The sequence below is a fragment of the Phenylobacterium sp. LjRoot225 genome (assembly GCF_964252855.1).
In the GTDB taxonomy this organism is placed as follows: Bacteria; Pseudomonadota; Alphaproteobacteria; order Caulobacterales; family Caulobacteraceae; genus Phenylobacterium.
On sequence record NZ_CAXUPL020000001.1, the window covers coordinates 301,787 to 323,082 of the forward strand.

Sequence of the window (21,296 nt, forward strand, 5' to 3'; positions counted from 1 at the left end):
CTCCCAAGCGATTGAAAACAAATCCGTTTCAGCGATGTGTGAATCGCCTAGCCGCGAAGCGGCGGGAGGAGCGCGGACGGTTCCGGCCACGCTCGCGCGACAGCTGGGCTTAAATCTCATGGCGGCCAGTCTGCCTTCCGGCCCAGGCTTCTCAAGGACGAGCCCGAAGGGCTCGCCGCTTCGCGGTCGCGCGGCGCGCGATCCTTGACAGGCCTGGGCCGGCAGGCTCGCATCTCGCCGGGAGATTGAAGCCGCAGAAGCATCTGGCGATGCATCTTTCGAGGAGCGGAGGTCAACTCCGAGCACAGACGGCGAGGCCGCCTTATTACCTCGGATGTGTCAGGCGATAGCTGGCTCTCGCGAGACGTCACCTTTCGGATTGGGGCCGAAGCGATTGTCGCCCGGTTGGCTATCGAGCATGAGGAAGGCGAGAAGCGCCGACGGCGGCGCGGTGGCCAGGATGGCGGAGGCGCCCCTCACGCCGGCCGATACGTCAGCCGCACAACCCTGTCCCCGATCTGCTCATTCGCCACCAGCGCCAGCGCCGGCGCAGGCCCCACAAAGTACCGCTTGCCCTCGCCGGCCGCGACCGGGTGCACATAGATGCGGTACTCGTCGATAAGCCCGAGCGCCGTCAGCCCCCCCGCCAGTTCCGGCCCCGCAACCTCGATCACCCCCTCGTGCTCGGCCTTCAGCCGCCGCACCGCCGCCTCCAGCGCCTCACTGACCAAGCTCGCGTTCGGCCCGACCGAGCCCAGCGTCCGCGACACCACCCACTTCGGCCGGCTCCGCCAAGCCTCGGCGTATTCGCGCTCCGCCGCATTCCAGCCCGGCTGCTCCTCGTCCCAGTAGCGCATCACCTCGTACATCCGCCGCCCGTAGAGCATGCCGGAAAGGCCGCGCACGTCCTCGATGAAATGCCGGAACAGCACCGGGTCCGGCGCCATCGCGTCGTGATCGACCACGCCGTCCAGCGACTGGTTCAAGGCATAGACAATCGTCGCCACGCAACCCTCCGTTCAGCACCTGCGTAGCCTGGGCTACCCAGGTCCAGAAGGCGAGCCACGGATTGGCTCACCATTGGCGTTTGAGGCGGCTGCGTTCGGCCGTGCGCCCTGGACGTCCACTTGCCGCACCGGGGTCAACGGCAGCAACCCACCCCGAACCGCGGTTCGCAATGTCCGCTACCTGGCGGCGCCTCGGCGAGCTCGCGACCCTCATCAGACCTCCGCGATGTCGGCTTCCGGGGCGCTCGTTCGTCGTTCCGATGAATCGGACGATGTCTCGAGAGAAAGGAAGAGATCTATGAGCCAGAGCGGTCGGCCCAACCGGGAGAAGAAACTCACCACCGTCGCGCGAAAATCCGATCGCGAGCTGGTCGTCACCCGCACCTTCGACAGCCCAGCCTGCGCGGTGTTCGACGCCTGGACCCGGCCTGAGATCTTCAGGCTGTGGTGGGCGCCCAAGTCGATGGGCGCGGCGCTCAGCGCTTGCGAGATCGACGCCCGCACGGGAGGCGGCTATCGCATCACGTTCGGCGGCGACGGATCGGACTCCATGACGTTCTTCGGCAAGTACCTTGAGGTGACGCCGCCCTCGCGCCTCGTCTGGACAAACGAGGAGAACGACGATGCGCCGGTCACGACCGTCACCTTCGAGGACGAGGGTGAAAGGACGCTGCTGGTCCTGAGCGAACTCTATCCGTCTGCCGAGCCTCTCGCAGACGCCGTCGCAGGGATGCAGGCGATGACGGTCGAGCAATTCGCCCAACTGGACGAGCTTCTCGCCTCGCGACGCTCATCGGCGTGAGGGCGGCCCTGGGGGCCTCGCCTCCCGCCGCTTCGCGGGCAGGTAGGTCCCCTTTCCACCCCTCACGCCCGTTGCGAACGTCCTCTAACCGGCCACCACCCCGTCGCTTCACGACCACTCCCCATCCCGCGGCCCGCTGACGCGAAGCGCGCACGGCCGTTGGCGCCCGCCGCGACGCGCGCTAGACCGGGGCGAAAGGGGATCGGGCGTCCCCCGGAGGCGAGCTTAAGTTGAACCCCCCGGAAAGATGGGTCGCCACGGCCGGCGTCGTCGTGCTGAGCGCCATTGCGGTGGCGGGCTTCTGTGCGGCCATCTGGGCGGCCTGGCTGTTCCACGACATGCCCGACGCCGGCGACCTGGCCGACTACCACGCGCCGACGGCGACCCGGGCCTACGCGTGGGACGGCACCCTGATCGGCGAGTTCTCGCGCGAGCGGCGCATCTTCGTCCCCTACGACAACATGCCGCCCAAGCTGGCCCTGGCCTTCCTGGCGGCCGAGGACCACAACTTCTTCAAGCACGGCGGCGTCGACGTGACCGGCCTTGGCCGGGCCATGGCCAGGAACGTCGTCAACGCGGCCCAGGGACGTCGCTTCGAAGGGGGGTCGACGATCACCCAGCAGGTCGCCAAGAACGTCCTGCTCAGCAACGAACAAACGATCGGCCGCAAGCTGAAGGAGGCGATCCTCGCCAGCCGGCTGGAGCAGGTGCTCTCCAAGCAGCGGATCCTCGAGCTCTATCTGAACGAGATCTGGCTGGGCTACCGCTCGTTCGGGGTGGGCGCCGCCGCCTACAACTATTTCGGCAAGTCGATCAGCGACCTGGACCTCGCCGAGTGCGCCTATCTGGCGTCGCTGCCCAAGGGGCCTGACAACTACCACCCGATCCGCCGCAAGCAGCAGGCGCTGGCGCGGCGCAACTGGGTGCTCGACCAGATGGGCGAGATGGGCTGGGCGAGCCGGGCCGAGATCGAGGCGGCCAAGCGCCAGGACCTGAAGGTCCAGCCGGAGCCGACGCGATCCAAGTATCGCGACGCCGACTATTTCGTCGAAGAGGTCCGCCGCCGCGGCCTGGCCACCCTGGGCGATCGCCTGAACGAGGGCGGCTACTACATGCGCACGACGCTCGATCCGCGCATGCAGAGCGCGGCGCGCACGGCGCTGATGGACGGGCTGGAGGCCTACGACCGCCGCCATGGCTGGCGCGGGGCCTGGGGCCATGTGACCACCCTCGGCGGCTGGGAGGCCGTGGCCAAGAAGACCTCGAAGCCCGCCGAACGCCGGACCTGGCGCGCCGCAGTCGTCACCGACGTGGGCGGCGGCGTGGTCACGGTGCGGACCATCGAGGGCCAGACCGGCGCGCTGACGCCCGCCGACGTCGCCTGGGCGCGGAGCGGGAAGGGGATCGGCTCGGGCGATCTGATCTTCGTCGCGCCCGACGACGCCAACCCGGCGGTTCTGCGGCTGAAGCAGGTGCCGCAGGTGAACGGCGCCCTGGTGGCCATGGAGCCCTATTCCGGCCGGGTGGTGGCCATGGTCGGCGGCTATTCCTTCTCGCTGTCGAACTTCAACCGCGCCACCCAGGCGCTGCGCCAGCCCGGCTCGGCCTTCAAGCCGATCGTCTATGCGACCGCGCTGGAGAACGGCTACACGCCGGCCAGCGTGGTCATGGACTCGCCGATCACGCTGTCCGGCGCCAACGGCCAGGCGTGGTCGCCCGAGAACTACGAGGGCAAGTACTACGGGCCGCTGCAGCTGCGCAAAGGCCTGGAGCTGTCGCGCAACACCATGACGGTGCGGCTGGCCCAGGGCGTCGGCATGGGCAAGATCGCCGCCAACGCCGAGAAGCTCGAGGTCAGCAAACATATGGACCGGGTGCTTTCGATGGCCCTGGGCTCCGGCGAGACCACGGTCTTCAAGATGGCCGCGGCCTATTCGACCTTCGTCAACGGCGGCCGGAAGGTCGATCCGCACCTCATCGAGCTGGTCGAGGACCGTGAGGGCAAGACCATCTTCAAGGCCGACCGGCGCGACTGCGACCGCTGCGACGCCGGCTTCAGCGGCGACGAGAGCCCCCGGATCGGCGAGACCGGCGACCAGGTCTGGAACCCGATCACCGCCTACCAGATCACCAGCATGCTGCAGGGGGTGGTCCAGCGCGGCACCGCCACCCAGGCCCTGTCGCTGGGCCGCGCGGTCGGCGGCAAGACCGGCACCACCAACGACTACCGCTCGGCCTGGTTCATGGGCTTCTCGCCCAAGCTGGTGGTCGGCGTCTTCGTCGGCTTTGACGACAACCGCAGCCTGGGCCGTGGCGAGACCGGCGCCGCCTCGGCCGTGCCGATCTTCGTCCAGTTCATGCAGGAAGCCCTCAAGACCGAACCGGCGGACGATTTCGTCCCGCCGAAGGACGCCAAGTTCGCCATGGTGCGCGGCATCCGCGAGGCCTTCCGTCCCGGCACCGAGCCGCGGGTCGCCCAGGCCTATTCGCCGGGCGCCGGGCAGGGCGTCCCCGTCGGGCCGCAGCCCTACGACAAGGTCTGGCAGAACGGGGTGACCGGCGCGCCGAACGCCGGAGCGGCCACCTCCCCGCCGCCGCCGAAGAGGCCGGCCGAGGACGTCACCGGCTTGTACTGATGCGCCGCTTGTATTGGGGTCGGGCGCGGGGTACGTCCCGCGCCTTGTCGTAAACGGAGCTTCTCCCATGAGAGCGGATGTCGAGGCCGCGAAGGCTGACATCGAGCAGTCGATCGAACTGCTCAGGAGGCGTCTTTGACTGGGACCCTGCCCTCCGCAAACTTGATGAGCTGAACGCGCGGGTCGAGGACCCGACGCTGTGGAACAACGCCGACGAGGCCCAGGCCGTCAGCCGCGAGCGGTCGCGCCTGGCCGCCCAGATCGAGGCCGTGAATTCGCTGGCCAACGGGCTGGAGGACGCCGTCGGCTATGCCGAGATGGCCGACGAGGAGGGCGACGAGGCTTCGCTCGATGAAGCCCGCGCCCAGCTCCAGGCGCTGAAGGAACGCGCCGGACGCGCCGAGCTGGAGGCCCTGCTCTCCGGCGAGGCGGACGGCAACGACGCCTTCGTGGAAATCAACTCCGGCGCCGGCGGCACCGAGTCCAACGACTGGGCCGGCATGCTCTTGCGCATGTACAGCCGCTGGGCCCAGGCCCATGGCATGACCGTCGACTTCCTCGAAGAGACCACGGGCGAGCAGGCCGGCATCAAGTCGGTGACCCTGCAGGTCAAGGGGACCAATGCCTACGGCTGGCTGAAGACCGAGGCGGGCGTCCACCGCCTGGTGCGCATCTCGCCCTTCGATTCGGCCGCCAAGCGGCACACCAGCTTCGCCTCGGTCTGGGTCTATCCGGTGGTCGACGACACCATCGAGATCGAGATCAACCCGGCGGACGTGCGGACCGACACCTATCGCGCCTCGGGCTCCGGCGGCCAGCACGTCAACAAGACCGATTCGGCGGTGCGCCTGACGCACATCCCGACCGGCATCGCGGTCGCCTGCCAGAACCAGCGCTCGCAGCACCAGAACCGCGACCAGGCCTGGAAGATGCTGAAGGCCCGGCTCTACGAGCTGGAGCTGGAGAAGCGCGAGGCGGCGCAGCAGGCGATCGAGGACCAGAAGACCGACATCGGCTGGGGCCACCAGATCCGATCCTATGTGCTGCAGCCATACCAGATGGTGAAGGACCTGCGCACCGAGGTGGAGACCTCCGACACCCAAGGCGTGCTCGACGGCGACCTCGACGAATTCATGGGCGCAGCGCTCGCCCAGCGCGTCGGCGCCACGCGGGACGCGACGGAAGGCTAAGTCTCAAAACGTTCGTCATCCCGGCCGTAGCGAAGCGCAGAGCCGGGACCCAGTGGGTTCTGCAGTGCGGCGGCCCCTGGGTCCCGGCTCGGCCTTGCAGGCCGTCCGGGATGACGGACCTTATTTGAGATCAGCCGCCCTGCAGCGCATAGGCGCCCGCCCGCACGAACCGTTCGGGGTTCTGCACCCGGCCGTTCACCCAGACCTCGTAGTGCAGATGGGTGCCGGTGGAGCGCCCGGTCGACCCCATGCCGCCCAGTCGCGCGCCGACGGCGACGCGCTGGCCGGGCCGCACGCCGATGCTGGCGAGGTGGGCGTAGCGGGTCTTGAAGCCGCCCCCATGGTCGACCTCGACAGTCTTGCCATAGCCGCTCCGCACGCCGGTGAAGGTCACCAGGCCCGGCGCGGTCGCCTGCACCGGGGTCATCCGCGCGCCGGCGAAGTCGAGGCCGGTGTGAAAGGCCGAATGGTGGGTGAAGGGGTCGATCCGCATGCCGAAGCCGCTGGTCTGGGGCGTCGCCTGGGTCGGCCGGGCGTGGGGCAGGCGCTTGGCGGCGTCGGACAGGGCCTGGGCGTCGGAAAGGTCGGCGGCGGCGCGCTGGATCCGCCGGGCGAAGGCGGGATCCGCGTCGAGGACGGCGGCCAGGGCTTGCGGATCATTGGCTTCGATCAGCGGTCCGCCGAGGGGGCCGCGCAGCGACGCCTGCTGGCGCAGCGCGGCCGCGGGCGAGACGCCGGCCAGACGGAGCGCCCTGCGCACCCGCTCGGCGCGGCTATGGGCGAAGGCGTCGGCGGCCTCCAGCACCTGTTCCTGGGACGCCTGGACAGCCTGCAGCCGGTGAACGGGATCGGCGGCGTCCGTCGCCGCGGAGACCGCCTGGGCGATCGGCGGGGACAGGGCCTGGGCCGCCCCCGGCGCGTTCCGGGCGTCGACCAGCAGCAGGGCCAGAGCCGCGTGCCGGCGCTCGACGAGGCTGGCCAGCGCCGCCGGCGATCCCGCCCCGAGCTTGACCGCGGACGCCGCGCTCTCCAGCCGCGCCTGGCGGTCGGCGATCCAGCGTTCGTACTTGGCCTGGGCCTGGGCTGCCTGGCGGTCCGCCGCGGAGCCCTGGATCAGGGTGAGCAGCATGGCCGCGGTGCAGACGCCCATCCACAGGGCGGCCGCGGCGACGCCGCCGGCCATCATCATCTGTTTGCGCTGGCTGAGGACGAAGGCGCGCATGTCGCCGCCCTGCCGGATGTAGAGATGCCGTTCCGGGAACCAGCCCTCGACGCGCGCGCGTAAGCGCTCCAGCTGTTCCAAGGCCATCCCCCGAAGCATCCACCCCATCGGCGGGGGATCTTGACCAAATATTAACCACTCGCAAGCGTCGGGGCGTCGCAGGCTGTGGAGCGTCGAGGCCCTCGCCTGTGGACGCTTTCGGGCTGCACCTAGTTCGGCGGGTTGTTCTTCTCCAGGAAGTCGACCGTGGCTTGGAGCATCGCCAGCCGCGTTTCACCGGTGCTGAGCCAGTGGTCCTCGCCTTTCAGCTCGATCAATTCGACCGGCTTGCCCACGGCGCGAAGCGCCTTCGCCATCTTGCGGCTCTGGGCGATCGGCACGACGGTGTCGTCCCGGCCGTGGACCAGCAGGACCGGGATGTCGGATTCCGCCGCCCGCGCCGCCGGGGAATAGCGTGTCATCACCAGGTCTGCGGTGTTGTCGGTGCCGATGAAGCGGAGCCAATAGCGCTGGGCGACCCGGCCGCGCTTCGACCTGAAGTCGGTGACGAGATCGCGCAGGTCGGCCACCCCGCCGAAGGCGGCGGCGCAGCGGTAGACGCCGTGATCGATGGTGGCGCCCGCGAGGGCCGCATAGCCGCCGTAGCTGGCGCCGACGATGCAGACGCGCTTCGGATCGACGACGCCATCGGCGGCCAGGCGCCTGACGCCGTCGGAAAGATCGGTCTGCATCTTCCGGCCCCACTCGCCGAATCCTGCGCTGAGGAACGCCCCGCCAAAGCCGTCGGAGCCGCGGAAGTTGACGCGAAGCACGGCGTAGCCGCGCGCAGCCAGGGCCTGCGACCACCAGTCGAAGCCCGGCTCGTCCCGCGCGGCGGGACCGCCGTGGGCCAGCACCACCAGCGGCAGGCCTCGCGGAGCGCCCTCGCGGGGCAGGGTGAGATATCCGGTCAGCTCCAACCCGTCCGCCGCCTTATAGCGAACGGGCTTCACCGGAGAGACGTCCTCCGCCTTCAAGCCCACATACTCGTTCCCGAGCCAGTTCGCCTTTCCGGTGTTCAGGTCGACGAGGGCGTAGGCCGGGCCGAGCTGGGCGGAGTCCACCCTGACGACGATCTTCTTGCGGTCGTTCGACCAGGAGACCAACCGCACAATGTCGCCCGCGAAGGCCTTGGAAACCGCGCGCCATACCGCGGTGTCCTGCGGGGCGAAGAACTCGTACTTCCAGGTGTCGCCTATGAGGGCGACGTTTCCGATCAGGCGGCCCGTATCGGGGTCGAGGATCGTGGACTGACTGTCGGACCGCGGAATGGGCTCTCCCCAGCTGGCGGTCTCGGTCGACATTTCGCGCCAGGCCGCCCCGCCTTTCTCGTCCGCGAGGTCGACCAGGACCGACTTGCCGTCGCGTCCGAGGCCGACCAGGTCCGGGGTTTCGATCGGGGCCACGACCTTGTTCACGGTCCGCCAGGTCCCGGAGGAGGACTTGACCCTGAGCCCCCAGATTCCGGCCCGGTCGTCGTAAAGCGCCTCCGCCAGCACCTGCCCGTCGGACCCGACCACCCAGTCGTAGGCGCCGCGGCCGCCGGGCGCCACCAGGGTCGCCGCATTGCTGTCGAGGTCGACCTGGAACAGGCCGGGCTGACCCTGGCCTGAGATGAAGTGGATGCCGCGGACGAACAGTGCGGGTTTGCCCTTGATCGTGCGCACCTCCGGCGTCCCGCTGATGGTGTTCATCGCGTTCTGGACCCGATGCGGGTTTTCGAGCAGGGGACGGATGCGCCGCGTCTTGAGGTCGAGGTTGAGCGGGACGGCGTGTTCGACTCTCGGGGTGATGACGCCGTACGGCTGTCTGGCCGTCGACATCGTCAGAACGAGGTGATCATCGCCCGCCCAGATGAGATCGCGGAGTTTCAATTCGCCAGCACGGCCGATAAAGACCACGTTCTCGGCCGCGATGTGCTTCACCGCGACGGTGCGCTCCTCTCCATCGGTGACGACATAGGCGACCAGCTTGCCGCTGGGCGAGACGGCCGCCTGCTCGATGCTTGGCAGCTTGCCGTAGGCCTCCAGCGGCGCGGCGTGCGCGCTCCAGCCCGACGCGATCAACGCGCCGAGCGCAAGAATGACTTTCCGAAACATGCGTCGCCCCCAAACACCCCACGGTAGAGTGCCAGGAGCAGCTCACCTGCGCAATCGGTGCGGGGTCAGGCGCTCTTGGCCGCCTCCAGCACCTGCTGTGCGTGATTGGCGACCTTCACCTTGCGCCAGATGCGTTTCACGACGCCGTCCTTGATCAGGAAGGTGGAGCGGTCGATGCCCATGTACTGGCGACCGTAGAGGGTCTTCTCGACCCAGGAGCCGTAGCGTTCGATGACGGCGCCTTCCGGGTCCGAGCCCAGGACGACGCCCAGCTCGTATTTGGCGACGAACTTCCTGTGCTTGGCGACCGTGTCCTTGGAGACCCCGACCACTGCGGCGCCGGCCTTGGCGAAGTCGGCGGCAAGCGCCGTGAAGTCCTGCGCCTCGCGGGTGCAGCCGGTGGTGTCGTCCTTCGGGTAGAAGTAGAGCACCAGGGTCTTGCCGGCGAAGTCGGCCAGGCGGATCGGCCCGTCCGCGGTCTCCAGCTCGAAATCCGGGGCCTTGTCGCCTTCGGCGGGTCCGCTCATCGCATCGTCTCCTGGGTTCGCCTACGCCGCTTAGCGCGCAGGCGTCCCGCGCTTCAAGTGCAGCTCGTGCTGGAAGAGGCCGTCCTGGCGCAGGCCGGCGTAGATGCGCTCGGCGTGGGCCAGGTCGGGGTGGACGAAGACCAGCATCTGCGGCGTTCGCCGGCCCTGGCGGAAATCCTCGAGGGTGGTGCGGACGACCTCGCTCGCACGGACCACCTTCACCGCCATGAGCCCGTTCTGAGCGGCCATCAGCAGGAGACCCGCGGCGCAGAGCGCCTGGGCGAACGGGCGGTTCGCGCGCCAGAGCAGGCCCGCATAGGGGAGGGCGAGCATCAGCAGGCCGACGTGCAGCGGCGCCAGCAGCACGCCATAGCGCAGGGGCACGTTCAGCGCGTCCGGCAGCCCCGAACGTCCGAGCCCGGCCATCGCCGCCGTGCCCAGCGAAAAGAGGATGAAGCTGCAGGCGAGCCGTTCGGCGCGCGGGGCCTGGCGTCCGCCGCGGAGGAGAACGGCGGCGAGGCCGATCAGGGCGATGAGCAGGCCGCCGATCCAGGCCAGGTCCAGGTTCAGCCGCGTCCAGGGCAGCATCAGGTAGTTCAACGCGAGCCGCAGGGCGACGAGCGGCTGCTGCAGCGCGCCGTGGGTGCTGCTGCGCGCGTCGCCGCCCTGGCCCGAGGCGTAGAGGCCGACGAAGATCCCGCCGGCGACCAGCACGGCCGCCAGCCAGGCCCAGTCGCGTCGGCGGATCGCGCCAAGCGCGAGCGCCGGCCAGACGGCGAGGGCGGCGGCGTCGCCCAGCGCCGCGGTCATGGCGACCAGCAGGGCGGCCGCGCGGCGCCAGCTCAGGCCCTCGCGGAGGCCGCCGTCCGCCAGCACCATGGCCGCCACCGCCAACACCGCGCCGTGGGTGTAGTTCACGCAGATCGGGGTGGCGGCGTCGAGGATGGTTCCGGCCATCAGGGTGAGCATCGCCGCCAGCGTCGCCGCCGGCAGGGCGAGCGGCGCCGGCGCGGCCCTGGCGGCTTCACGGCCCAGCAGCCAGGCCATCGCGCCCACGCTGAGCGCGCCGGAGACGATCAGCGGAAGATTGGTTCCGCCGAGCGCCTGGATGTCGAAGGCGATCAGGCCGAACATCCAGGGCAGCCGGTGCAGGTTCACCGGCGTCAGCAGATAGGCGCTCCAGTCGCTGTGGACCTGGAGGTCGCGCCAGCGCTGGATCCAGTCGATCTCGTCCGAATAGGGCGTGAGCACCGCCGCGCGCCACAGCACATAGGCCGAGAGCGCGAGATAGAGCGCCAGGACGGCGAGGGTCAGGCCTCGCAGCCAGGGCGAGATGGCGGCGCCCTGCGTCCGCGCGATCTTGGCCATCTCCCGCCCCCGAATCTTCTGCGGGATGAGCCTAGACCGGCTTCACCAGGACGATCTTCTTCTTCCCGGCGGCCAGCTTGACCACCCCGTCCACCAGGTCGGCGGCGGTGACCAGGCGGTTGGCGTCGGTCTCGGCCTTGTCGTTGACCCGCAGGCCGCCGCCCTGGGCCAGCCGTCGGGCTTCGCCTCTGGACCCGGCGAGGCCGACGTCCGCTGCCAGGGTCGCCAGCACGATCCCGGCCTCCAGCTCCGAGGCCGCCACCTCATGGGTCGGCAGGTCGGCGGAGAGCCGGCCTTCGACGAAGGCCGCCTGGGCCGCCTGGGCCGCCGCCTCGGCCGCCTCGGCGCCGTGCAGGGTCCGGGTAGCCTCGTTGGCCAGCACCTTCTTGGCCTCGTTGATCTCGGCGCCCGGCAGGGCCTCCAGCCGGGCGATCTCGTCCAGGGCCAGGTCGGTGAACAGGCGTAGGAAGCGGCCGACGTCGGCGTCCTCGGTGTTGCGCCAGAACTGCCAGTAGTCGTAGGGGCTGAGCAGGTCGGCGTTCAGCCAGACCGCGCCGGCGGCGGTCTTGCCCATCTTGGCGCCCGACGAGGTGGTGAGCAGCGGGGTGGTCAGGGCGAAGGCCGCCTTGCGCTCGATCCGGCGCACCAGTTCGACGCCGTTGATGATGTTGCCCCACTGGTCGGAGCCGCCCATCTGCAGGCCGACGCCCAGGTTGCGGTGCAGGTGCAGGAAGTCGACCGCCTGCATCAGCATGTAGTTGAACTCGAGGAAGGTCAGCGGCTGCTCGCGCTCGAGCCGCAGCTTCACCGAATCGAAGGTCAGCATGCGGTTGACCGTGAAGTGCGGCCCGAACTCGCGCAGGAACTCGATGTAGCCCAGCTTCGACAGCCAGTCGTCGTTGTTGACCATCACCGCGTCGGTCGGGCCGTCGCCGAAGGTCAGGAACTTCTCGAAGACGGTGCGGATGCTGGCGATGTTGGCGTCGATGTCCGCCTCGGTCAGCATCTTGCGGCTCTCGTCCTTGCCGCTCGGATCGCCGACCTTGGTGGTGCCCCCGCCCATCAGAACGATCGGCTTGTGGCCGGCCTGCTGCAGGCGGCGCAGCATCATGATGGAGATGAGATTGCCGACGTGTAGGCTGGGCGCGGTGGCGTCGAAGCCGACGTAGGCGGTCACCCGTCCCGCCGCCGCCGCCTCGTCCAGCTCGGCCGGGTGGCTGATCTGGTGAATGTAGCCGCGCGCCTGCATGGTCGTGAGGAACTCGGACTTGAACGGCGCGTCGGACATCTTCGGGGTCTCGGAATTTCGGTGGCCGGGCTCTAGCACGGGCGGCCCGGAGTTTTCGAGAGACATGGGGGAGTCAAGCGACATGGGGCTTCCTGTTCGATCGAGGAGGCCGGCGTCGGTGTTCGGGAGAGGCGCCGGCCAAAGAGGCGGGCGCAAACGATCGGCGACCCGCTAGTTGCGCGGGCGGTAATAGCGGCCGGTACGGACGATCTTGCCGAACATGCGACTAGCATGGGGGCCGCGACGCATGGCAGTCAAGCCGACATGCGCGTCCTTGGATTCATGACCGGAACCTCGCTCGACGCCGTCGACATGGCGGTGTTGGAAACCGATGGCGAAACCATCTCCGCCTTCGGGCCCGCCGGCGAGCGCAAGCTGACCGACGAGACCCGCGACATCATGCTGGCGGCGACCTACGAGGCGCTGCGCTGGCCCCGGGGGGCGGTCGAGCCGGCCATCTTCGCCGAGGCTGCACGGGCCGGCGCGGAGGAGCATTTCGCGGCGGCCGAGGGGTTTCTCGCCGCAAACCGCCTGACCTGGTCCGACATCGACCTGATCGGCATGCACGGCCAGACGGTGCTGCACGAACGTCCCCGGGGCGGCGGCGTCGGCCGCACGGTGCAGCTCGGCGACGCCGCCCTGCTCGCGCGCAAGACCGGCGTGCCGGTGGCGTTCGATTTCCGCACCGCCGATGTCGCCGCCGGCGGGGAGGGCGCGCCGCTGGCGCCGATCTACCACCTGGCCCGGGCGCGGGCCTCGGGGCTTGAGCCGCCGCTGGCGGTGCTGAACATCGGCGGCGTGGCCAACGTCACCTTCATCGGCGGCGACGGCGAAATCGCCGCCTTCGACACCGGCCCCGGCAACGGCATGCTCGACCTGCTGGTGCAGGACCGCAGCGAGGCCCGCTTCGACGAGGAGGGGCGGCTCGCCGCCTCGGGCCAGGTGCACGAGAACGTGCTGCAGGGGCTGCTCGCCCACGCCTATTTCCGCATGCCGCCCCCCAAGTCGCTCGACCGCTACGACTTTCCCCTGCAGCCGCTCGCGGGCCTGTCGCTGCAGGACGGGGCAGCCACCCTGGTCGCCTTCACCGCCGAGGCGGTCCGCCTGGGCTGCGAGCTGATGGGCGAGACGCCGGGCGAGGTGATCGTCGCCGGCGGCGGTCGGCGCAATCCGGAGATCATGCGCGCGCTCGCCCAGCGCCTGCCGTGCCGGGTCAGCGACGCCGACGAGCATGGCTGGCGCGGCGACGCCATCGAGGCCGAGGCCTTCGCCTATCTGGCGGCGCGCACGGCCCGCGGCCTGCCGATCTCCTTCCCCAAGACCACGGCGGTCCCCCAGGCCATGACCGGCGGGCGCATCGTCCGTCCGGACTAGAGGCGCCACAGGAGCGCCACGGCCCTGCGCTCCATAGGGCCGCTGTCGTTGGAGAGAACCACGCCCATGCGTCCGAACGCCCTTGCCGCCATCGCCGCCGCCGTCGCCATTGGGGCCGCGTTCGCGCCGGCCCTGACCCGCGCGGCGGGCGACGGGCCGAAGCTCGGCTTCCCGCTCGCCTGCGAGATCGGCCGGACCTGTGAGGTGCAGCACTATGTCGATCGCGACCCTGGGCCGGGCGTCAGCGACTACCGCTGCGGCCACCGGACCTATGACAAGCACAACGGGATCGACATCCGGCTGCTCGACATGGCCGCCCAGCGCCGCGGGGTGGACGTGCTGGCGGCCGCGCCCGGGCGGGTGGCGCGGCTGCGCGACGGGGTGGCCGACGTCTCCATCCGGGCCGCCGGCGCGCCCTCCGCCTCTGGCCAGGAGTGCGGCAATGGCGTGGTGATCGATCACGGCGACGGCTGGGAGACCCAGTACTGCCACCTGGCGAAGGGCAGCGTGCGGGTGAAGGTCGGCGACGTCGTCAAGGCGGGGACGCCGATCGCCCGGGTCGGCCTTTCCGGCCAGACCGAGTTTCCACACCTGCACCTGACCCTGCGCCACGCAAGCCAGATCGTCGATCCCTTCGCCCCGGTCGCGCAGGGACGGGCCGCCTGCGCGGCCCAGGCGTCGATGTGGACGCCCGAGGCCGCGCGGGCGCTGACCTATAAGGCGGGGGTGATCCTCAACTCCGGCTTCGCCGCCGGGCCGGTCACCAACGAGACGATCGAGGCGGGCGGGATCGCAGCCCTGACTTCCGCGGCGCCGGCGCTGGTCGCCTATATGCGCGTCTCCGAGCCGCAACAGGGCGACGAGCTGGAGCTGACGCTTCGCGGCCCCGACGGCGCGACCCTCGCCAGCAACCGGATGGCGCCGCTGGACCGGGACAAGGCCCAGTATTTCGCCATGCTCGGACGCAAGCGCCCGCCGACCGGCTGGAAGCCCGGCCGCTACAGCGCCGAGCTGAAGGTGTGGCGGGCGGGCAAGGTCGCCCTGCAGAAGCGGATCGAGACCCGCCTCTGACGTCCGGCTTGACGACGCCCTGGCCAGGTCGAAGATGGGCCCTCCTTGGCGCTCAGCAGCCATTCGGGGTTCACGCCATGGTCTATCAGGTCGCCGGCGCCACGGTCACGAACGTGCCGGGAGGAAGCCCCGTCGCCGTGGGCGCGATCGGCGAGCACTATGTTCCCGCCCTTTGGGCCGACGTGCGCCGGATGGACACCCCGGCGCTGACGGCGATTGTCGTGGATTTCGAGCGCGACTTTCCGATCGCCGGATCCTGGCTCTCCGACGACGTGCATTTTTTCGACATGGCCCTCTCGGCGCGGCCAGCCGCCTCGCGCGGATTTTTCGCCGACGTCTCCAACGAGCCGCGAAATTACGGAAAGGTCTTCGTCGTCCCGGCGGGCTATCGGCTCCATGGCGAGGGCCCGGTGTGCCGCCAGCGCAGCCTCTACCTCTTCCTGCGTCCGAACCGGCTGTTTCCGGACGAGCAGCAGCTTGGCGAGGACCTCACGCCTGTGCTCCGCGAATGCCTGAACCTGAAGAGCGACGCGGTGCGCGAGACGCTCGGGCGGATTGCGCGCGAGGTCCATGAGCCGGGCTTCGCGTCCGAACTGCTGGTGGAGGGGCTGGGGCTGACGGCCTTGGCGGAAACCGCCCGCGCGTTGCGCAACGCCCGGGACCATGGCGCAGGCCGGGGAGGGCTTCCGCCCTGGCGCCGGAAGCTCATCGAGGAACGTGTGCGATGCGGCGACAGCCCGCCGACCATCGCGGAGCTGGCTAAGCTCTGCGGTCTCAGCCGACGCCAGCTGATGCGCGCCTTTCGCGAAGAGACGGGACGGACGGTCGGCGCCTTCGTCCAGGACTTGACCCTCGAACGCGCCAAGACCCTGTTGCGCGAGACGGAGCGTCCGATCGGCGTGGTGGCCGCGGAGGTCGGCTTTGCGAACGCCGCGGCCTTCGCGACCGCCTTCCGTCGGGCCACCGGACAGACGCCACGCAGCTTCCGCGCCGCGCGCCGCGCCCGCTAAGCCCCGGCCACCACCCGCTGGAGCACCCGACGGCCCACGCCGTTCAGCGATCCGCGGGCGTGCTGCAGGGTGAGGTTGTCCCAGATGACGATGTCGCCCCGCCGCCAGAGGTGCTCGGTGCTGTTCCCGGGCGCGTAGAGGTGGTCGTAGACCGCGCCCAGCAGGTCGCGGCTCGCTTCCCAGTCCATGTCGAGAAGCCGGGCCGTGTGCATCTCGCTGACCCCGATGCAGCGGCGACCGGTGCGCGGGTTGAGGCGCACCGCCGGAAAGGTCGCCCGCTGGGTGGCCTCGGGCTCGCGGACGTCGCAGGCGCGGACGCCGACGCCGCTCAGCGTGGGCGAGATCATCTCGGCGGAGGCGCGGTCCAGGCGGTCCCGCAGCTCGGCGGGAAGGGTGGCGTAGCCGCGCTCGGCGTTGACGAACCGCGTGCCGGAGGCGTCGTCGACCACGTCCATGGCGTGCAGCGACAGGGCGGCGAAGGGCGCGTCGGTATAGGCGGCGTCGGCGTGGAAGCTGAGCTCGCTCCGCGACGAGGCCGCCTCGGCGTCGGTCGAGATGTAGCCGTTCTCCTGCGGGCGGCGGATGATCGGGCCGATCGGCGCCATCAGCGCGATCTGCTGCTCCATGCTGAGCGCCTGGCCGCGGGCGAGAACATAGCCGCCCCTCGCGATCAGCCCGGCGAGGCGCTTGCTCCGGGCCGGGGTGTGCGGCGCGCTGAGGTCACAGTCGATCTCGACGCCGAAAGGGGCCAGGGCGCGCCAGCTAAGGCCCTCCTCGGAAACCCAACCGTCCATCTCCACGCCTCCCAACGCGCGACTGGCCCAACGCGTGACAGGCATCGAGGCTAGCACCTCGCCCAATGTGTGAGAGGCGCCATTTCCTGGCTGTGGCGGGACGTGCTTTCGCCGATGGGACGCGCGCTCAGCTCAGCGTGACGTAAAGCTCGCTCTCGAGAACCCACTGGCCGAGGGTCTTCTTCCAGACGGCGAGGTAGGTCCCGCCCATCTCCGAGCCCTTCCAGTCGGCGATCCAGCGGCCGTGCTCGGCCGCGCGCTCGCCGGCGGCGTCCAGCTCCACCGTCTCCGGCGTGCGCAGGTAGGTGACGAAGTCCGGATCGGCGAACTGGCTTGCGAAGGCCGCCACCACGGCGTCGGCCCCGAGGATCAGCGCGCCGTCGCCGGCGATCAGCCGGATGTCCGGGGCGAAGAAGGGCTTCAGCCGCGCCGCCTCGTGGGCGGCGATCAGCTTGTTGGTCAGCCGCCGCCGGGCGCGGATGGCGTCTTCGGGGGTGGTCATCTTGCATCCGTCATCCCGGCCGTAGCGAAGCGGAGAGCCGGGACCCAGAGGGTTCTGCAGTTGCGGCGGCCCCTGGGTCCCGGATCGGCCGGCGGCCGTCCGGGGTGACGGGGGAAGGCTCTACGCCGGCTGAGCCGCTAGGCGCTTGTCGAGGTAGCTGGCGACGCTCTGTTCGAGGTTCGGCAGGTTTTCGACCCAGAAGTGGCTGGCGCCCTCGATCACCTCGTAATCGATGACGATGCCCTTTTGGGTGCGCAGCTTGGAGACCACCTTCTCGACGTCGGTCGGCGGAACCACCGTGTCCGCGCCGCCGTGCAAGATCAGGCCGGAGGCCGGGCAGGGGGCGAGGAAGGAGAAGTCATAGGCGTTGGTCGGCGGCGAGACCGAGATGAAGCCGTCGGTCTCGGGCCGGCGCATCAGGAGCTGCATGCCGACCCAGGCGCCGAAGGAATAGCCGGCCACCCAGCACTGCGAGGCCGCCGGGTTGGTGGACTGGAGCCAGTCGAGCGCGGTGGCGGCGTCCGCCAGCTCGCCGATGCCGCTGTCGAACTCGCCCTGGCTGCGGCCGACGCCGCGGAAGTTGAAGCGCAGGACGGAGAAGCCCCGCTTCATGAACAGGTGGTAGAGCTGCACCGTGACCGGATTGTTCATCTGGCCGCCCGCCTTGGGGTGCGGGTGCAGGATCAGCGCTACGGGAGCCGTCTCGCTCTTGCCCTGGGTATAGCGGCCTTCGATCCGGCCGGCCGCACCTGTCAGCACCACCTCTGGCATTCCGTCCCTCTTTCGAGTCTCGAATACTTGACTGCTGCGCTGGGTCTTCCTAAGTCGCAACCGTCCGGTCACGTTCGGATGTCTCGCCCGCGCAAGGCGGCGGCTTTTAGCACAGCCCGTTCGCGATGCGCGCGAAAACTGCATTGGGTGTCAAGGCCATGCGGCTCTCCACCAAAGGACGTTACGCCGTCATGGCGATGGCCGATCTGGCGCGCGCCGAGGGCGGGACCGAGCGCGCGACGTCGTTGGCCGAGATCGCCCATCGCCAGGAGATCTCCCTCTCTTATCTGGAGCAGCTGTTCGCCCGGCTCCGGCGCAAGGGGCTGGTGATCAGCGCCCGCGGTCCCGGAGGCGGCTATCGCCTGGCCCGCAGCGCCGAGGAGACCCGCATCTCCGACATCGTCCACGCGGTCGACGAGCCGCTGCGCGCCACCCGCTGCGCCCAGGCCAAGGGCTGCATGATCAAGGGCGAACGCTGCCTGACCCACGACCTGTGGGAAGACCTCGGCCATCGGATCGAGGACTATCTGGCGTCGGTCAGCCTGGCCGACGTGCTGAACGGCCGGCTGTCGAACGACAGGCGCGCCGCATGACCGCAGCCGCCATCTATCTTGACTACAACGCGACCGCCCCGGTGCGGCCGGAGGCCGCAGCCGCGGTCGCCCAGGCCCTGCAGGCCGGCGGAAACCCGTCGTCGGTGCACGCCGCCGGCCGCGCCGCGCGGGCCCGGGTCGAACACGCGCGGGAAGCCGTCGCCGAGCTGATCGCCGCCCCTGCCTCCACCGTCATCTTCACCTCGGGCGGCACCGAGGCCAATGCGCTGGCGATCGAGAGCGCCGTCGCGGCGGGATCGCGCCGGCTGATCGTCTCGGCCATCGAGCACGACAGCGTCATCGAGGCCGCCCGGGCGTCCGGCGCGGCGGTCGAACTGCTGCCGGTGAGCGGCGACGGCGTCGCCGACCTCGAATGGCTGCACACCCGGCTCGCCGCCTGGGACGCCGCCGACGGCCGGCCCTTCGTCGCCCTGATGCTGGCCAACAACGAGACCGGCGTGATCCAGCCGGTCGCCCAGGCCGCCGAGCTCATCCGCGCCGCCGACGGCTGGCTGCACGTCGACGCCATCCAGGCGGCCGGCAAGATCGGCGTCGACAGCCGCGCGATCGGCGCCGACACCCTGTCGGTCTCGGCCCACAAGCTGGGCGGGCCCCAGGGCGTGGGCGCATTGACCTTCGGCCCGCGCGCCAACCTTTCGCGCCGCCTGCACGGCGGCGGCCAGGAGCGGGGGCGCCGGGCGGGCACCGAGAATGTTCCCGGAATCTGCGGCTTCGGCGCCGCGGCCAAGGCCGCACGGGAAGTCCTGGAGCAGATGGCCGTCCAGGCCGGCTGGCGCGACGCCGCCGCCGCCCGGCTGACGGCCGAGGGCGCCGTGGTGCTGGGCGAAGCCGCAGCCCGCCTGCCCAACACCCTCTGCCTGGCCGAGGCGGGGGCGCCGGCCGAGCTTCAGGTCATGACGCTGGATCTCGCCGGCGTCATGGTCAGCGCCGGCTCCGCCTGCTCGTCGGGCAAGGTGAAGCCGAGCCATGTGATCACCGCCATGGGGCGGACGGATCTCGCCGACTGCGCCATCCGGATATCGGGCGGCTGGGCGAGCACCGAAGAAGACTGGAACAGGCTTGTCCAAGCCTGGTTGGCCGCGCATGAGCGGCGCACGACACGGCGCCGCGCGCCCGTCGCCGCAGGAGTTTGAGTCAGATGGCAGCTGTCCAGCAGACCGTCGAACACGTCGAGACCCTCGAGAAGTACAAGCATGGCTTCGTCACCGAGATCGACCAGGAGTTCGCGCCCAAGGGGCTGAACGAGGACATCGTCCGCTTCATCTCGGCCAAGAAGGACGAGCCCGAGTGGATGCTGCAGTGGCGGCTCGACGCCTACCGCCGCTGGCTGGCGATGGAGGAGCCCGAGTGGGCCAAGGTCCACTTCCCGCGGATCGACTACCAGGACAGCTACTACTACGCCGCCCACAAGCAGAAGGCGGGGCCGCAGAGCCTCGACGAGGTCGATCCGCAGCTGCTGGAGACCTACAAGAAGCTGGGCATCCCGCTGCGCGAGCAGGAGGTGCTGGCGGGTGTCGAAGGCGCGCCGCGCTATGCGGTCGACGCGGTGTTCGACAGCGTCTCGGTGGTCACCACCTTCAAGAAGGAGCTGTCCGAGGCCGGGGTCATCTTCTGCTCGATGAGCGAGGCGATCCGCGAGCACCCGGAGCTGGTGAAACAGTACCTGGGCTCGGTGGTCCCGGTCAGCGACAATTATTACGCCTGCCTGAACGCGGCGGTCTTCTCCGACGGCAGCTTCGTCTATGTGCCGCCGGGCGTGCGCTGCCCGATGGAGCTGTCGACCTATTTCCGCATCAATGCGGAGAATTCCGGCCAGTTCGAGCGCACCCTGATCATCGCCGACAAGGGCGCCTACGTTTCTTATCTCGAGGGGTGCACGGCTCCCATGCGGGACGAGAACCAGCTGCACGCCGCCGTGGTCGAGCTGGTGGTGCTGGACGACGCGGAGATCAAATACTCCACCGTGCAGAACTGGTATCCGGGCGATCCGGAGACCGGCAAGGGCGGCATCTACAACTTCGTCACCAAGCGCGCCGACTGCCGCGGCGACCGTTCGAAGGTCTCCTGGACCCAGGTCGAGACCGGCTCGGCCATCACCTGGAAATATCCGTCCTGCGTGCTGCGCGGCGAGGGCAGCTCGGGCGAGTTCTATTCGATCGCCATCACCAACGGCCGCCAGCAGGCCGACACCGGCACCAAGATGATCCACCTTGGGCGCAACACCCGCTCGCGGATCATCTCCAAGGGGATCAGCGCCGGCCGCTCGTCCAACACCTACCGCGGCCTGGTCTCGGCCCACCCGAAGGCCAAGGGCGCGCGCAACTTCACCCAGTGCGACTCCTTGCTCATCGGCAAGCACTGCGCCGCTCACACCGTGCCCTATGTCGAGGCGCGCAACAGCCAGGCGGTGTTCGAGCACGAGGCCACCACCACCCGCCTATCCGACGACCAGCTGTTCTATGTGATGCAGCGCGGGCTCTCGCAGGAAGAGGCCGTCCAGCTCCTGGTGAACGGCTTCGTCAAGGACGTGCTGCAGGAGCTGCCGATGGAGTTCGCGGTGGAGGCCCAGAAGCTGGTGGCGATTTCACTCGAGGGGAGCGTGGGCTGATGGGTCTGAAGGACGCCTATTTTTCGAAGCTGGAACGCAAGAAGCAGGCCGAGGAGGCCGCCGAACGGCCCTACCAGGAGGCCCATGCGCGGCTGAAGACGCTGTTCCACGAGATCATGGCCGACCGCCAGCTGCTGGATCACATCCTCGCCGAGGTCGAGCTGAACGGCGACGAGCTGCAAATCGACCCCGGCCCGATCTTCATCCGCGTCGCGGTGGACCAGGCCGGCGACTACCACATGACCTACGAGATCAAGTCGCACGACGACCCGGACGTCATCGACGTTCCGGTGAAGTCCATCCCCGACATCGAGGAGGCGGTCGCCGACCTCCTCATCCAATACGCGCGCGAGCGGGATTGAACCTCAAAAGAC

The 21,296-nt window shown here is 69.7% G+C and carries 19 protein-coding genes and 1 pseudogene; 11 read left to right on the forward strand and 9 right to left on the reverse strand.

The features are described 5' to 3' along the window. Positions 1–476: 476 nt before the first annotated feature. Positions 477–1,007 carry a dihydrofolate reductase family protein gene (locus ACSQ2B_RS01500; protein WP_436046717.1) on the reverse strand — a complete coding sequence of 177 codons (531 nt, stop codon included), beginning with the start codon at positions 1,005–1,007 and terminating at the stop codon, positions 477–479. Between the two features lie 298 nt (positions 1,008–1,305). Between ACSQ2B_RS01500 and ACSQ2B_RS01505 the strand changes: the two genes are divergently transcribed. From ACSQ2B_RS01505 to ACSQ2B_RS01520, 4 genes and pseudogenes are all read left to right on the forward strand, one after another. After that, complete coding sequence (locus ACSQ2B_RS01505) at positions 1,306–1,809, forward strand: SRPBCC domain-containing protein (RefSeq protein WP_436046719.1); 504 nt, start codon at positions 1,306–1,308, stop codon at positions 1,807–1,809. Between the two features lie 230 nt (positions 1,810–2,039). After that, positions 2,040–4,445, forward strand: a complete 2,406-nt coding sequence (locus ACSQ2B_RS01510; protein WP_436046721.1) for a penicillin-binding protein 1A — start codon at positions 2,040–2,042, stop codon at positions 4,443–4,445. Positions 4,446–4,512: 67 nt separating this feature from the next. Then, a protein-coding gene (prfB, locus tag ACSQ2B_RS01515) for a peptide chain release factor 2 (protein ID WP_436046723.1) occupies positions 4,513–5,635 on the forward strand; the annotation gives its coding sequence in 2 pieces (ribosomal slippage) (positions 4,513–4,581 and positions 4,583–5,635; 1,122 coding nt in all). A gap of 16 nt (positions 5,636–5,651) precedes the next feature. Further along, positions 5,652–5,750, forward strand: a pseudogene (locus tag ACSQ2B_RS01520) (hypothetical protein); the annotation flags it as partial. A gap of 15 nt (positions 5,751–5,765) precedes the next feature. Here ACSQ2B_RS01520 and ACSQ2B_RS01525 read toward each other — a convergent pair. From ACSQ2B_RS01525 to tyrS, 5 genes are all read right to left on the reverse strand, one after another. After that, on the reverse strand, positions 5,766–6,944 hold the full coding sequence (locus ACSQ2B_RS01525) for a M23 family metallopeptidase (protein ID WP_436046725.1): 1,179 nt from the start codon (positions 6,942–6,944) through the stop codon (positions 5,766–5,768). Positions 6,945–7,066: 122 nt separating this feature from the next. Further along, a complete protein-coding gene (locus ACSQ2B_RS01530; protein WP_436046727.1) occupies positions 7,067–8,995 on the reverse strand; it encodes an alpha/beta hydrolase family protein in 1,929 nt (642 codons plus the stop codon). A gap of 65 nt (positions 8,996–9,060) precedes the next feature. Next, entirely contained in the window at positions 9,061–9,522 is a 462-nt protein-coding gene (locus ACSQ2B_RS01535) for a peroxiredoxin (RefSeq protein ID WP_436046729.1), read from the reverse strand. Positions 9,523–9,552: 30 nt separating this feature from the next. Further along, positions 9,553–10,890 carry a hypothetical protein gene (locus tag ACSQ2B_RS01540; RefSeq protein ID WP_436046730.1) on the reverse strand — a complete coding sequence of 446 codons (1,338 nt, stop codon included), beginning with the start codon at positions 10,888–10,890 and terminating at the stop codon, positions 9,553–9,555. 31 nt (positions 10,891–10,921) lie between these two features. Beyond that, on the reverse strand, positions 10,922–12,244 hold the full coding sequence (gene tyrS, locus ACSQ2B_RS01545; protein WP_436049548.1) for a tyrosine--tRNA ligase: 1,323 nt from the start codon (positions 12,242–12,244) through the stop codon (positions 10,922–10,924). Between the two features lie 198 nt (positions 12,245–12,442). On the opposite strand from tyrS, the gene ACSQ2B_RS01550 reads away from it, so the two are divergent. The 3 genes from ACSQ2B_RS01550 to ACSQ2B_RS01560 all read left to right on the forward strand — a co-directional run bounded on the left by ACSQ2B_RS01550 (position 12,443) and on the right by ACSQ2B_RS01560 (position 15,633). Then, entirely contained in the window at positions 12,443–13,552 is a 1,110-nt protein-coding gene (locus tag ACSQ2B_RS01550; protein ID WP_436046732.1) for an anhydro-N-acetylmuramic acid kinase, read from the forward strand. Between the two features lie 66 nt (positions 13,553–13,618). Then, complete coding sequence (locus ACSQ2B_RS01555; protein ID WP_436046733.1) at positions 13,619–14,623, forward strand: M23 family metallopeptidase; 1,005 nt, start codon at positions 13,619–13,621, stop codon at positions 14,621–14,623. A gap of 77 nt (positions 14,624–14,700) precedes the next feature. Further along, on the forward strand, positions 14,701–15,633 hold the full coding sequence (locus ACSQ2B_RS01560) for a helix-turn-helix domain-containing protein (protein WP_436046735.1): 933 nt from the start codon (positions 14,701–14,703) through the stop codon (positions 15,631–15,633). Here ACSQ2B_RS01560 and ACSQ2B_RS01565 read toward each other — a convergent pair. The 3 genes from ACSQ2B_RS01565 to ACSQ2B_RS01575 form a co-directional block, all read right to left on the reverse strand. Beyond that, positions 15,630–16,427, reverse strand: coding sequence for a TauD/TfdA dioxygenase family protein (locus ACSQ2B_RS01565; RefSeq protein WP_436046737.1), 798 nt, complete (start codon positions 16,425–16,427; stop codon positions 15,630–15,632). The genes ACSQ2B_RS01560 and ACSQ2B_RS01565 overlap by 4 nt on opposite strands. Before the next feature lie 127 nt (positions 16,428–16,554). Beyond that, complete coding sequence (locus tag ACSQ2B_RS01570; protein WP_436046738.1) at positions 16,555–16,929, reverse strand: YybH family protein; 375 nt, start codon at positions 16,927–16,929, stop codon at positions 16,555–16,557. A gap of 120 nt (positions 16,930–17,049) precedes the next feature. After that, positions 17,050–17,700, reverse strand: coding sequence for an alpha/beta hydrolase (locus tag ACSQ2B_RS01575; RefSeq protein WP_436046740.1), 651 nt, complete (start codon positions 17,698–17,700; stop codon positions 17,050–17,052). 158 nt (positions 17,701–17,858) lie between these two features. Between ACSQ2B_RS01575 and ACSQ2B_RS01580 the strand changes: the two genes are divergently transcribed. From ACSQ2B_RS01580 to ACSQ2B_RS01595, 4 genes are read left to right on the forward strand one after another with little or no spacing between them, the layout of a single operon-like run. Next, positions 17,859–18,293: an Rrf2 family transcriptional regulator gene (locus ACSQ2B_RS01580; RefSeq protein WP_436046742.1), complete on the forward strand. Its 435-nt coding sequence runs from the start codon at positions 17,859–17,861 to the stop codon at positions 18,291–18,293. After that, positions 18,290–19,447: a cysteine desulfurase family protein gene (locus tag ACSQ2B_RS01585; RefSeq protein ID WP_436046744.1), complete on the forward strand. Its 1,158-nt coding sequence runs from the start codon at positions 18,290–18,292 to the stop codon at positions 19,445–19,447. The genes ACSQ2B_RS01580 and ACSQ2B_RS01585 overlap by 4 nt, the downstream gene beginning before the upstream one ends. A gap of 5 nt (positions 19,448–19,452) precedes the next feature. Then, positions 19,453–20,922, forward strand: a complete 1,470-nt coding sequence (sufB, locus tag ACSQ2B_RS01590; RefSeq protein WP_436046745.1) for a Fe-S cluster assembly protein SufB — start codon at positions 19,453–19,455, stop codon at positions 20,920–20,922. After that, entirely contained in the window at positions 20,922–21,284 is a 363-nt protein-coding gene (locus tag ACSQ2B_RS01595; RefSeq protein WP_436046747.1) for a hypothetical protein, read from the forward strand. Before sufB ends, ACSQ2B_RS01595 begins: the two co-directional genes overlap by 1 nt. The last annotated feature ends 12 nt before the right edge of the window (positions 21,285–21,296 follow it).